The sequence below is a fragment of the Rhodanobacter ginsenosidimutans genome (assembly GCF_042655685.1).
Taxonomy (GTDB): domain Bacteria; phylum Pseudomonadota; class Gammaproteobacteria; order Xanthomonadales; family Rhodanobacteraceae; genus Rhodanobacter; species Rhodanobacter ginsenosidimutans.
In genome coordinates, this window is the sequence record NZ_JBHSMM010000006.1 from 144883 (window position 1) to 157538 (window position 12656).

General features: G+C 65.5%; 7 protein-coding genes and 1 pseudogene. 1 reads left to right on the forward strand and 7 read right to left on the reverse strand.

Features of this window, described 5'->3' with window-relative positions; genetic code table 11:
• Nucleotides 1–67 precede the first annotated feature (67 nt).
• The 6 genes from ACFPK0_RS15965 to ACFPK0_RS15990 all read right to left on the reverse strand — a co-directional run bounded on the left by ACFPK0_RS15965 (nt 68) and on the right by ACFPK0_RS15990 (nt 11262).
• Nucleotides 68–3223, reverse strand: coding sequence for a TonB-dependent receptor (locus ACFPK0_RS15965; protein ID WP_377342109.1), 3156 nt, complete (start codon nt 3221–3223; stop codon nt 68–70).
• Nucleotides 3224–3453: 230 nt separating this feature from the next.
• Complete coding sequence (locus ACFPK0_RS15970) at nt 3454–5904, reverse strand: GH92 family glycosyl hydrolase (protein WP_377342111.1); 2451 nt, start codon at nt 5902–5904, stop codon at nt 3454–3456.
• Between the two features lie 41 nt (nt 5905–5945).
• Nucleotides 5946–7391 (reverse strand): glycoside hydrolase family 125 protein, encoded by a 1446-nt coding sequence (locus ACFPK0_RS15975; protein ID WP_377342113.1) that lies wholly within the window; start codon nt 7389–7391, stop codon nt 5946–5948.
• 490 nt (nt 7392–7881) lie between these two features.
• Nucleotides 7882–9504: a carboxylesterase/lipase family protein gene (locus ACFPK0_RS15980; protein WP_377342115.1), complete on the reverse strand. Its 1623-nt coding sequence runs from the start codon at nt 9502–9504 to the stop codon at nt 7882–7884.
• A 172-nt stretch (nt 9505–9676) separates the two neighbouring features.
• On the reverse strand, nt 9677–10969 hold the full coding sequence (locus ACFPK0_RS15985; RefSeq protein WP_377342117.1) for a phospholipase D-like domain-containing protein: 1293 nt from the start codon (nt 10967–10969) through the stop codon (nt 9677–9679).
• An 83-nt stretch (nt 10970–11052) separates the two neighbouring features.
• Nucleotides 11053–11262: a hypothetical protein gene (locus ACFPK0_RS15990; protein WP_056085530.1), complete on the reverse strand. Its 210-nt coding sequence runs from the start codon at nt 11260–11262 to the stop codon at nt 11053–11055.
• Nucleotides 11263–11440: 178 nt separating this feature from the next.
• Between ACFPK0_RS15990 and ACFPK0_RS15995 the strand changes: the two are divergent.
• Nucleotides 11441–11596, forward strand: a pseudogene (locus ACFPK0_RS15995) (HupB); the annotation flags it as partial.
• 39 nt (nt 11597–11635) lie between these two features.
• Here ACFPK0_RS15995 and ACFPK0_RS16000 read toward each other — a convergent pair.
• Nucleotides 11636–12562 carry a M14 family metallopeptidase gene (locus ACFPK0_RS16000; protein WP_377342119.1) on the reverse strand — a complete coding sequence of 309 codons (927 nt, stop codon included), beginning with the start codon at nt 12560–12562 and terminating at the stop codon, nt 11636–11638.
• Nucleotides 12563–12656 lie beyond the last annotated feature (94 nt).

The following is a 12656-nucleotide window of genomic DNA, read 5'->3' on the forward strand; positions in this document are numbered from 1 at the left end:
TGCTCCTGCGGGAAACGGAAGTCATCCGGCGGGAGCGGGCGACTGCCCGATCCCGCCCGTCCGTTTCTCAACCACCGTCACCGAACTTGTAGGTGACGCCCAGGTAGTACTGGCGGCCGGCGTACTCCAGGAAATCCAGCCGGGCGCGGGTGTCCGATCCCAGGTAGGAGTGCGGGGTGGACTTGGTGAGGTTGATGATCGACGCGGTCAGCATGAAGTGCTTGTTGAACTCGTAGTCGCCATTCAGATCGATCTGGTGGTACGGCTGCGAATACACCGGAAGGCCCGACGCCAGGCCGCGCATGGTGCGGCCGGTCCAGTTGTCGCTGGCGCGAAGCAACAGGCCATGCTTTTCATAGAACAGCGACACATTGGCCGCGTACTTCGCACTGCCGATCAGCTCCGATTTGCCGACCTGGGTGTCGCCCAGCGAAACCGGGGTTTCGTTGGTCTTGTTGAGCGTGTAGTTGGCGATGTAGCCAAAGCCCATGTCCCAGGTGTGCTGCGCGTAGAACTCGATGCCCTTGGACGTGCCCGAGCGGCCGTTGGCATTGGTGCTGTACTGCAGGAAGTTCTCCTGTGTGCCACCGACATTCACCGTGATGTTGTTGACGGTGACTGGCACCACGAAGTTCTTCACCTTCTTCTTGAACAGGTCGATGCCCACCACCGAGTGCGGGCCGTAGTACCACTCGGCGGCCACGTCGAACTGGGTCGCGGTGAACGGCTTCAGGTCCGCATTGGCGCCGCTGCCGTACCAGCCGGGCAAGGGCGCGCCGAACTGCTTGCGGTCGTCGTAGTACTCTTGGCTGTTGTAGGTCAGGCTGCCCAGTTGCGCCAAGTCGGTGTAGTTGGCACGGGCCATCGCCTGCGAACCGGCGGCGCGCAACACGAAGTCGTCCGTCAGGTTCCACGCCACATTGAAGCTGGGCAGCAGCTTGTTGTAGCGCTTGGCCGTGGTCGCGTTGGAGTACGTCTGGATCACCGCCTCCTCGTTCGGCCGGTACTGGAAATCACCCGGTGCGCAGGCGCCTCCGGCCTGGTTCAGCCCGGACGCCGGGCAGATCAGGATGTTGCCGCCCGCATCGTGGTAGTACACCGCGTTGTTGGTGGTGATCTGGTCGGCAACGGTGAGGTCCTGCTTGGTGCTGACGAAGCGCAGGCCCACGTTGCCGCGCACCGTGCCGGTATCGAAGTTGGCCTGCACATAGGCCGAGGCGATCTTCTCCTGGATGGAGGATTTGTCCTCGGGGTGCGGATAAAGCACGCGGTCGTAGGTCTGGTTGAGGTGGTTGTAATAGGCCGGGAAATTGATCGCCGGGAAGATGCTGTCGTTGTAGACCTCGCTGTTGCCGTCCAGCTCGTTCGGCAGCAGGAAATCGGGGGGCAGCTGGCCGGCGAACGGGTCGCAGGTCTGGAACTTCGACGTGGTGCCCTTGCAGTACCAGCGCACCTCGTTGTTCTGCTGCTGGGCGTGGGCGTCGGTGTATTTCACGCCGAACTGCAGCGATTGCATCCAGGCGGAATCGAAGGCCCAGGTGAAGTCCGCCTGGGCGAAGTTCTGCGAGTTGCTGGTGTTGACCATGTTGGAGCCGGTGGAGCCAAGATCGACCTGCCCCGCGCCGGCAAGCATGTTTTTCAGCACGTCCGGCGCGGCGGTGATGGTCGGCTTGCCGTTGAGCGTCCACGCCGCGCCGTTGCTGCCGTCCACCCACTGGCCGTTGACGAAGTTGCGCGGCTTGGCCGCCATGCCCAGTTCCACCGACGGGCCGCCCGTGGCCCAGGTGCGGCCGACATTGAACGAGCCGCTGAGGTTGCCTCCGGTGTTCCACTCACCCTCGATGTTGACGGTTTGCGAGGTGGCCTTCTCGACGGAATAGTTGCCGTTCAACCACGGGATTTCCGTGGAGCAGACGTCCACCGCCTGGCGCTGGTCGCCGGTACTCGGGTTGGTGGTGGAGTTGCAGCCCACGCCGGCCGCCGGAAGCACGTAGTTCGCCCCGGTGACGACGGTGCCGGACCGGTCGAAGGTCAGGCCGTTCGGTGCCAGCAGCCGCCCCTGCTGGTCGGTGAAGTCGTGGTTGCTGGGCAGGCCCCACTCCGGGATTTCCAGCGTATTGGTGATCTGGTCCTGCTGGCGCTGGAAGCGGAAGTAGTTGCCGGTCAGCAGCAGGCGGTCGCTGGGCTTGAACTCCACCGTCGCCTGCACGCCCTTGGTCTTCAGGTCCAGCTGGTTGCGGCTGGTGGAAAACTGCTGCGGCATCCAGTAGCCGGAGTATTGGTTGCCGGCCTGGTCGACCACGCCGCCGCCGGACCACAGCGCGATATTCGGCGCCACGTCGGCGTCATACGGCTTGCCGTTGACGTCGGTCGCCGGCGAGGTGCAGGTGGCAAGGTCGGTGCAGTCGTCGTCCCACCAGTGCCAGCTGTTGGCATTGGCGGTGTAGTTGATGTCGCGGCGTTTCTGGTACGAACCCGCAATCAGCACGCCAAAGGTCTCGTCCTTGTTCTTCCACGACCACAGCGCCGAGATCTGCGGGGTGATCTTGCTGCTGTTGTCGGAGCCGGCACCGTTGAGGGATATGAAGCCGTCGTTCGCCGCCATCTCCAGCGGGCGACGTGTGCGCAGATCAACATTGCCGCCGATGCCGCCTTCGTCCAGCCGCGCCTCCAAGCTCTTGTAGAGCTTGATCTCGGAGAACATGTTGGCCGGCATCAACGTGTAGTTGAACGAGCGCGTGAGGCTGGCCGAGGTATCGGCCGAGGCCACGTAGTTGCCGTTCAACTGCGTCAGCGTCAACTCCGGCGCAAGACCGCGGATGCTGACCGTCTTGCCTTCGCCCGATTCGCGGCTGATGACCACGCCGGGCACGTGCGCCAGCGCATCGGCGATGTTCTTGGCGGGGAACTGCGCGATGTTCTGCGCGTTGATCACCTCGACGATGGCGTTGGCATCGCGCTTGTCCTGCACGTTCTGGTCGATCGACTGGCGGTAGCTGGTGACCACCACCGTCTGCAGCTGAGTGGCGTTGCGGGCCTTGCGCCGATTGCTGCTGTCGCTGGTTTGCGGCGCGTGCGCCGGCGACGCGGCCGGGGTGTCGGCGGGGGTCGATGCCTGGGCGAAGGCGGCCGCAGGCACGCCCAGGCCACCAAACGACAAGGTCGCCAACGCCAGTGCGGCGTACAAGGGTTTGCGCGTAAACACGTGCGATAGATGGGTCATCTTCTTGTCCCCGTAATTTCTGCATGCGCTTTTGCAAAGCGCGGTGACCCCCTGTTTGGGTCCCACAAAAAAACGGTGCCCGCATCACGATCACGATGTGTCGGTATCGCGTCTCGTGCGTGTCCAGCGGTTGTCGACGATCCCGACGCGCTCCATCGCCGTGCCCCGCCCGCGGGCAATACTCAGGCAGACCATCATCGGCGGAAGAAAGTGGTGGGCCATGGCCATGATCAGACCGCCGCGGCGGCGCCGAACGAGGGCGGCCGGTCTTCGACGGCGTGGCCAAACTGCTTGTTCGGCGTGCGCCCCATGTGGAAGGTCAGCGTGCCGCCCGCGGCCAGCTCGGCATGGCTGATCCAGCTGCGCGTCCACGGCTTGCCGTTCCAGCTGACGGACTGGATGTAAGGCGTGTCCGCGCCGTTGCCGACGGTGGTCACCACCAGCTTGCGTCCGTCGCCCAGCGCCACCTCCGCGCGATTCAGCAGCGGGCTGCCGAACACGTAGGTGGCACCGACCGGATCAACCGCATACAAGCCCAGCGCGCCCATCACGTACCACGCGCTCATCTGCCCGCAATCCTCGTTGCCGGCCAGGCCATCCGGCGCGGCGCGGTACATGGTGTCGAGCAGCGAACGCACGCGCGCCTGGGTCTTGTGGTGCGTGCCGGTGTAGGCATACAGGTAGGCGATGTGATGGCTCGGCTCGTTGCCGTGGGCGTACTGGCCGACCAGGCCGGCGATATCCGGTGGCGCGTTGCCGGGCACGCTGGGCGGGGCGTTGAACAGCCCATCCAGCTTCTTCTCGAACGCCGCCTCGCCGCCAAACAGCTGCATGTAGGCGTAGAGATCATGCTGGTTGAGGAAGGTGGCCTGCCAGGCGTTGGACTCGGTGAAGTCGCGCCACTTGTCGGAGTGGCCGATCGCCACCGGATCGAACGGGTCCTCCAGCCAGCGGCCCTCGCTGTCGCGCGGACGGACGAAACCGACCTGCTTGTCGAATACATGGCGGTAGTTGCGCGAGCGTGCGCGCAAGGCCTTGCCATCGGCCGCGGCACCGGCGGCATCGGCGATGTGCGCCACCGCCCAGTCGTCGTAGCAATACTCCAGCGTCTTGCTGACCGCCTCGCCTTCCTTGTCACTGGGGATGTAGCCCAGCTTGCGGTAGTACGGCAGGCCGCGGTAATCGTCATCCATCGCGCGCTTGCGATACAGCGGCCAGGCTTTTTCGATATCGATGCCCTTGAAACCCTTCGCCTGCGCTTCGGCGATCACCGAGGCGGAGTGGTAGCCGATCATGCAGCCGGTCTCCACGCCTTGCAGCGGCCACACCGTCGGCCCTTCCGGACTCTCGGCGGCCATGCGGATCAGGCCGTTGACCAGATCCGGCACGCGCTCGGGCTGGTAAAGCGTGAACAGCGGATGCAGCGCGCGGTACGTGTCCCACAGCGAATAGGTGCTGTAGTTGTGTGCACCCTGCGGCAACTGATGGATGGCCAGATCCATGCCGCGATAACGGCCATCGACATCGCTGAACAGCGTGGGCGCCAGCATCGTGTGATACAGCGAGGTATAGAAAATGCGCCGCATCTCGTCGCTGGCCGCGTCGATGGCGATGCGGCCCAGCTCCTGTTCCCAGGCAGCGTTGGCGGCCTCGCTGACACGATCGAAATCCCAATCGGGCATTTCCCGGTCGAGGTTGCGCAGCGCACCGTCGATGTCGACGCCGGAGATGCCGACCTTCACCAGCAACGGCGCGCTGGAGGCATCCTTCACGTGCAGCGCGGCCTTGAGATTCGTGCCGCTGGCCTCAAGCGAGCCACCCGGCAACGCCTTGTCGTCGCTGTACAGCACGCCCTTGTCGATCGGCCGCGACAGCTTCATCGCAAAATAGATGTGGCGACCGTTCGCCCACTGGTGCACCCGACGCGAACCGACCAGGGTGTCTTTGCCGACCAGCTTCAAGGTCGCGTCGGAGACGCGGCACGGCTCGGTCGGGGAATCGCTGTAGCCGTGGGCAAGATCGACCAGCAGGTGACCGTCGCCCGACCGGTTGAAGGTATAGCGATGCAGGCCGGTGCGCTCGGTGGCGGTGAGCTCGGCGAGAATGTCGTGGTCTTTCAGGGTGACGCGGTAGTAGCCGGGACGGGCACTCTCGGTGCTGCGGTCGAAGCGCGAGCGGTAACCCGGGCCGGGCGTGACCACCGCATCCACCGGCCATTGCTGCGGGGTTCCCGGCGCCGGCTTCAGGTCGAACTGCGAAACGTAGTTGATGTCGGGCCGCCCGCGCGCACCCGGCTGCAATTGCACCGCGCCTTGCGCCGGCATCACCAGCACGTCGAGCAGATCGGCGGCGCCGGTGCCGCTGAGATGGGTATGCGAGAAGCCCATGATCGAGCCGTCGCCCTCGTGATAACCCGAGCAGGCATCCCAGCCGTTGTCGTTGGTATCCGGGCTGAGCTGCACCATGCCGAATGGCAGCGTGGCGCCCGGATAGGTATGGCCGTGGCCGCCGGTGCCGATGAACGGGTCGACGTAACGCGTGAGCCCGGCAGCATTCGCGCCGGAAGCATCACGACCGGAACCGGCAAGACCGGCGGCGAACGCCGGCGAGGTGGCGAAACGCGTACCCAGCAGCGCCAGCGCGGTGGCGGAACCTTGGAGAAAACGTCGACGGGTAACCATGCAAAGTGCTCCGGTCGCGGAAACGGGTGAAGCCGAGGCGCTCAGGTGCGCAGCAACTCGGGTTGACGATGCGCCAGGTCGACGATCAGTTCGCCGAACAGCGTGTTGGCCCAGGCGAACCACGTGCGGGTGAAATGCGCGGGGTCGTCCTGGTCGAAGGATTCGTGCATGAAACCGGTGCCGGCGTGGGTGGTCTTCAGCCAGTGCAGGCACTGGCGGATCTCGCCGGCATCGCGGGTGGTGAGCGCGCGCATGATCAGCGACATCGGCCAGATCATGCGCAAGCCCTGGTGCGGACCGCCGATGCCCTGCGCCGCGGTGCCGCTGAAGAAGTACGGATTGCGATGACTCCACGCCGCCGCGCGCGTGCGCTGGTACCGCGGGTCGTCCTGCGCAAGCGCGCCGAGGTACGGCAGGCTGGAAAGGCTCGGTGCGTTCGCATCGTCCATGAACAGTTGATTGCCGTAGCCATCCACTTCGTAGGCCCAGACATCCCCGCCCTTTTCGTCGTGGATCACGGCGTACTGCTTCAGCGCCGCATCCACCTCGTCGGCCAGCGCACGGCAATCGCGTGCGAACGCCGCGTCGTGATGGATGGCCACCGACATCTCGGCTAGCTGGCGCAGCGACGTGACCGCGAAGAAATTGGCCGGAACGAACAGCGGATACAGACAGGCGTCATCCGAGGGGCGGAACATCGAGAAGATCAGCCCGACCGGTTTCGCGGGGTTGCCGTAGCCACCCAGGGGCGGATTCTCGGTGGATACCTCGGAGGTGCGCTGGAAATGGTACGGGCCGGGGCCGTCCTTGCGCTGCTGCACGCGAAACGTCTGCAGCACGGTGTGCATCGCCGCCCGCCAGTCCTGGTCGAACGGGGCCACATCACCGGTCGCCTTCCAGTAGCCGTAGGCCAGACGAATCGGGTAGCACAGGGAATCGATCTCCCATTTGCGCTCCGCCACGCCCGGACGCATGTCGGTGTGGTCGTGCTGCGCCCAGTCCAGCGTGCTGCGCTGGGTCGGATCGGGCATGAAGGCGTTGGCGTAGGGGTCGATCGAGATGCACAGGGCCTGGCGCTGGATCAGGCCGTGAAACAACCGGCGCAATCCGCTGTCGCGGGGCGCCAGCGGCAGGTACGGCCAGACCTGCGCCGAGGAGTCGCGCAGCCACATCGCGTCGATGTCGCCGGTGACGATGAACGTGTCCGGCTTGCCACGCAGGGTGCCCAGATGCACCGTCGTATCCAGCGTGTTCGGGTAGCAGTTCTCGAACAGCCAGGCCAACTCGGGATCGCCAATGCCAGCCTTGGTCCGGTCGATCAACTGCTCCACGGCAGGGCTGACAAACCGCCGCTGCGCAGGTGGCGGGCGACGGCTGCGAAACGCCTGATGCTGCGGTTTGGCCATCACTTTGGAGACGCGGCCAACCATCGCGCCGCCCGTGGCCAGCGCCATCATTTTCAGCATGTCGCGGCGGCCGTGGATCATGCGCACTCTGCGCGGCGGGCGCCGCCAGCCAGCGTGGTGACGTTACCACCGCAATGCACGCTTCCGGTCTCTCTGTTCATCATTCGAAGTCCTCCCCGGACGTTTCGAATCTTCAGAGCCAGGCCATGCGGAGAAACCGGAGCTTCCCGTGCACGAAACCTGAGATCGAATGCACATGAATTTCACGTGCAAACAACCCACTCCCGGGTTTCAGGTAACGTTACCCACCCGCCCCGATGAAGTCAACACGACGCATGTGCTGGCCGTCACATGAACGTTCTGTCGTTGGGAGCGCGCTGCTTCACGCAGGTCGCGGCGCCGCACGAGAGGTGCTCACCGCCATCGCGCAGGCCGTTGGATATCCAGAGCACAACGTGGCGTGGAAGGCACCCCCGACAGGTCGCGTCAGCCACTATTCCCATGAACGGCCGCCGGTGGTGATCGGCGCGACAACACGCGCTCGTTCACCAACCATGAGGAAGCGACAAGCCTAGAGCGCGCCCGGCTGCCTGGCGTAGAACTGTTGCAGGAACGCCTGCCGCGCCGCACCGTTGTCCACCACGCTACGCGGGTGCGCGTCGATGGTCTGGCGCAGCAGGCCGCCGGCGGATTCGGTCGTTGCCGGCCACGCCGGCATGCCCTCGCCGTTCGGATTGCCGTGCTTGATGAACTGCGCGAAATAGCCTTGCAGCATGCGCGAAGTCTCGCGGTCATCCGTCGTCCACGCATAGACAGGATTGCCGTCGAGGTTGCCCAGCGCATACTCAATCTCGGCGCTGTGCACGGCGCCGGCATCGGCGGTCTCGCCTGCCGCGGGCTGGCGCTTGGCCGGTCGCGGCTGGTCGTAATAATAGAAATACACCGCGGCGTTGCCGGTGTGGCGATGCATATCCATCCAGCGCCAGGTGCTGTGCGCGATGAACATGTCACCGGCCAGCGCGGTACCCGAGCGCTTCACCGCTTCCTCATCATTGCCCGGATACAGCGCCAGCGCGCGCTGCGCCTGCGCGCCGAACAGGCGATCGAGCGCGGCGCGATAGTTGGCGGGCGTGGGGGCTTTTCCATCGAGCAGGCCGACATGGGAACCTTCCTGTGAATTGCTGCCCAGCAGCAGCGGCACGGCCGCCTGTGCGCCGCGCGCGAAGGTGGCCGCCGGCGGCTCGGTGAGGAAATAGCCGTCTATATCCGGCGCGAACCGTGGCGTGGACTTGTGCGCCGTGGCCTGCAGCAAGGCATCGGCGGACATGGCGCGCAACGCCGCCAGCGAATCGGCGCCGACCTGCGCCATGAACTTCTCGCCGCGCTGTTGCGCCACGGCCAGCGACAGCGGCGCCAGCGGTGCGATCAACGCGCCGCTCTCGCCGATGGCACCGGCGATCACCCTTTTGGACAGGGGCGAGGCCATCAATGCGCTCACCGACATGGAGCCGGCCGACTCGCCGCCGATGGTGATTTTCGCGGGGTCGCCACCGAAGCGGGCGATGTTCTGCTGCACCCAGTGCAGTGCCGCGTTCTGATCCAGCAAGCCGTAGTTTCCCGCCGCGTGCTGCGGTGATTCGGCGGCCAGTGCGGGCAAGGCCAGGAAGCCGAACACGCCCAACCGGTAATTCACCGTCACCGTGACGATGCCCTGCGCGGCCATGCTGGCACCGTCGTAGCGCGGCTCCGACGCATCGCCCGCCACGTAGCCGCCGCCGTAGAAATACACCAGCACCGGCAGCTTTTTCCCGTTCGCTTGCGCCGGCGTCCACACGTTGAGGTAGAGACAATCCTCGCTGACGCCGTCGCTGCGAAACACCATGTCGCTGAAGATGGGACGCTGCATGCAGCGCGGCCCGAAGCGCTGCGCCTTGCGCACGCCCGACCACGACGCAACCGGTTGCGGCGGCTTCCAGCGCAACGCGCCCACCGGCGGCGCGGCGTAGGGAATGCCGTGAAACTCGTGCAACGCCACGCCATCCACAGTGGCGCTGTTGCCCGTTATCGCGCCCGCCGCCACCGACACGGTTGGTGCTGCGGCGTTGGCTGGCAGCGCTGTGCAGGCCAGCAACATCGTCGCCGCGACCGCCGCACCGCGATGCAGGGGATGGCGCAATACGAGGGGGAGTTTCATCGGATGGCGTCCTGGAGAGAGTCCGGGCAGCGTAAAACATTCCGGCGTGGACGGCAGCACGTTCCGCAACGATTCCGTTCGAAGGACGATGCGGGAGGATCGTTGGCAACGATGTTTCCGATCCATGTCGCAACTTGAAAAGCATCGCGACTGAAGTCGCTCCTACACAGGGCTATAACTGTTCGGCGGCTTGCGACGACAGCCAGTCGAACACGCGCTGGCGCCAGGGCCGTTCGCGCCATTGCGCCAGCGTCAGCTCGTGCGAGCGCGCGATGTCCTGGTCGATCACCTCGGTCATGTGCGCGGCGAAGGCGCGGTCGTAGATGTTGATGTTGGATTCGTCGTTGAGCTGGAACGAGCGGTTGTCGAAATTGGCCGAGCCGCCGATGGTCAGATAGCCGTCCACGATCATCAGCTTGTTGTGGAACAAGGCGGGCTGGTAGCGGTACATGCGTGCGCCGGCTTGCAGCATCGCGCCCCATTGCGCCTGCGAGGCGTTGCGCACGACCTTGCTGTCCACGTGCGGGCCGGGCACCACCAGCCGCACGCGTACGCCGCGCTTCATCGCATCGCGCAGCGCGGTGAGGGTGAGTTCGTCGGGCACGAAATAGGCCGCTTCCAGGTCGATGCGGCGGCGGGCGCCATTGATCGCCATCAGGTACATCAGCTGCATGTTCTCGCTGCCGCCGTCGGGCGAACTGGCGAATGCCTGCACCGCCAGGTCGCCCCGTGCCGGTGTTTCGGGGTAATAGTCCGGGCCCAGCAACGCTTCACCGGTGGTGGCCAGCCAGTTGTCCCCGAAGATGGCCTGCATCTGCGCCGCGGCCGGCCCCTCCACCCGGAACTGCATGTCGCGCCACCGATCCGGTTGCATGCCGTTGCCCTCCCACGCGTCGGCGATGCCCACGCCGCCGTTGAACGCGACCTCGCCATCCACGATCAGCAGCTTGCGGTGGGTGCGGTTGTTGATGCGGTCGAGCGAGTACCAGTGCAGCGGATGGAAATATTCGAAGCGCACGCCGCCATCGCGCAATGCATCGATGGCGTCCTGCTTCATGCGGGTGGAGCCCAGCCAGTCGGCCAGCACATGCACCTTCACGCCGGCCCGCGCGCGTTCGGTCAAGGCCGCGATGAACTGCTTCGAGACCTCGCCCGACCAGTAGATGTAGGTTTCCATGTTGATGCTGTGGCGGGCACCGCGGATCGCCGCCAGCATCGCGGGAAAGATTTCCTCGCCATTCTGGAAATCCGCCACCGCGTTGCCCACGCTGACGCTTGGCCCCAGCAGCGTGCCGATCTCACGCCGGAACTGCGCGCTTTCCACCGCACTCACATGGCCAAGCCGCTGCTCCAGCTGGTTTTCCTGCGGCCAGACGTTGAGCAGGATGATGCCGATCAGCGCCGCCCCCAGCGCGCCGATCAGCAGCCAGAGAAGGTGTCGTCGCCACCGTGCCACCATTGCCATCGCGCCATCCTCGGTGTCTTCATCGCCATGAAAGGCGCGCCATCTCCTCTCGCCCGCGACGACTGCCGCCCAAACGTGTGGATCTAGCAGGAACCAACCAGCTCGTGCGCAAAGGATTGCGCCGCCTCCATGGCTTCATCCTCGCTTGCGAAGTGCTCCGCGGGTACCGTACGCAGCGACCCATCGGGGAGCCTCACGGTGGCGCTGAACAACCCGTCATCCTGCCTGTTCAAAATCGCCGCGAAGGATTTGCCGCTGTCCTCGAAGGTGCGTTCCTGATGGGCCTGGCTCATGGGGTGACCTCGCAGCTCGATGGTGGAGCCACATCAATGCCACAGCCCCGTGGCAGGCAACGTGAAGACGAGGCCTGCAAGTACGGCGGTTTTTGTTCACGTCGTCGCAGCCGATCCACGACTGCCGGTTAACCCTGCCCTCGATACGGTGAGCGCCCATCCCCCAACGGAGCGTGTCATGTCGAAAGGCGACAAATCCTCCTACACCGACAAGCAGAAGCGCCAGGCGGCGCACATCGAGAAGAGCGAGAAGAAGGAAGGCAAGTCGGAGAAGACCGCCGAGCGGATCGCCTGGGCAACAGTGAACAAGCAGGACGGCGGCGGCAAGAAATCCTGACCCGCCGCGCCGCCCTCGCCCCACTGGACCGGCGCCTCAGCGTGCTTGCTGCAACGCGTAGTCGATCGCCGCGCATACCGCCGCCACCTGCGCGGCGTTGCATTGTTCGGGCGTCGCGCGCGGGCTGTCGGGGTAGACCTCGGTGGTGGTCTTGTACGGCGCATCGGTGATGCCGGCACACAGCCCCAGCGCCTTCAGCGCATAGGCGATCACGCCCGGCCCCACCACGGGTGAGCCGATGATTTCGCCGCGGGCATCGGCCGGTGCGATGTGGGTCACCTTGGCCACGGCGTCGATGATGGCCTGCTGGAACGCCGGTTGCGGATGCTCGCTGTCGTCCACCAGATAGAAACCATCGGGGATTTCGCCCGGTACGTACGCCACGCCATCGCGGGCGGCCAGCGCGGGGCGGAATTCCGACTCGTCCGTGTCCGTGGTTTCGTGCAGGTCGATGTGCACCAGCACGCGATCGCGGAACGGCGCCACCAGGCGCATCAGCGCCGCCGATTCCTGCGCCGGGCTGTTGTCGCGAAACGAACGGTTGGGATCGAGCGCCAGCATGTTCCATCGATGGATCCGCTCGTAGCCCCAGGGGCTGACGCACGGCACCACCATCAGGTTGGCCCTGCCCGCGTAATCGGCCGCATGCCGGTCGACAAACTGCAGCGCGCCATGCACGCCACTGGTTTCGTAACCGTGCACACCGCCCGTCACCAGCACGCAGGGCAAGGCATCACGCCAGTCGCGGCTGCGGATGGCCAGCAGCGGGTAGCTGTCCGGCGGGTAATCGAGCTGGCCATAGGGGATCACGTCGAAGCGCGAACGCAGGGCGTCGACGGCATTGAGCACATCGGCCGGGTAGCTGCGCTGCACGCGCTGGCGCGACTGCCAGGCCGCCACTTCCGCCTCGCCCCACGGACGGCCTGGCGTGCCGATGGGATAGGTTGACTGGCTTGTCGTCATGCGCGTGCTCCCGCCGTGGAAAGCCACGCACTGTAGCACCGGGTGCGGAACCGCCGGGTCAACGCGGCGGTGCGGCACCATGCTCTTCGCACCG

What these genes read in the sequence shown, in the direction of transcription:
- ACFPK0_RS15965 (WP_377342109.1), bottom strand. Translation starts at nt 3,223, where the DNA reads ATGACCCATCTATCGCACGTGTTTACGCGCAAACCCTTGTACGCCGCA.
- ACFPK0_RS15970 (WP_377342111.1), bottom strand. Translation starts at nt 5,904, where the DNA reads ATGGTTACCCGTCGACGTTTTCTCCAAGGTTCCGCCACCGCGCTGGCG.
- ACFPK0_RS15975 (WP_377342113.1), bottom strand. Translation starts at nt 7,391, where the DNA reads ATGATCCACGGCCGCCGCGACATGCTGAAAATGATGGCGCTGGCCACG.
- ACFPK0_RS15980 (WP_377342115.1), bottom strand. Translation starts at nt 9,504, where the DNA reads ATGAAACTCCCCCTCGTATTGCGCCATCCCCTGCATCGCGGTGCGGCG.
- ACFPK0_RS15985 (WP_377342117.1), bottom strand. Translation starts at nt 10,969, where the DNA reads ATGGCAATGGTGGCACGGTGGCGACGACACCTTCTCTGGCTGCTGATC.
- ACFPK0_RS15990 (WP_056085530.1), bottom strand. Translation starts at nt 11,262, where the DNA reads ATGAGCCAGGCCCATCAGGAACGCACCTTCGAGGACAGCGGCAAATCC.
- ACFPK0_RS16000 (WP_377342119.1), bottom strand. Translation starts at nt 12,562, where the DNA reads ATGACGACAAGCCAGTCAACCTATCCCATCGGCACGCCAGGCCGTCCG.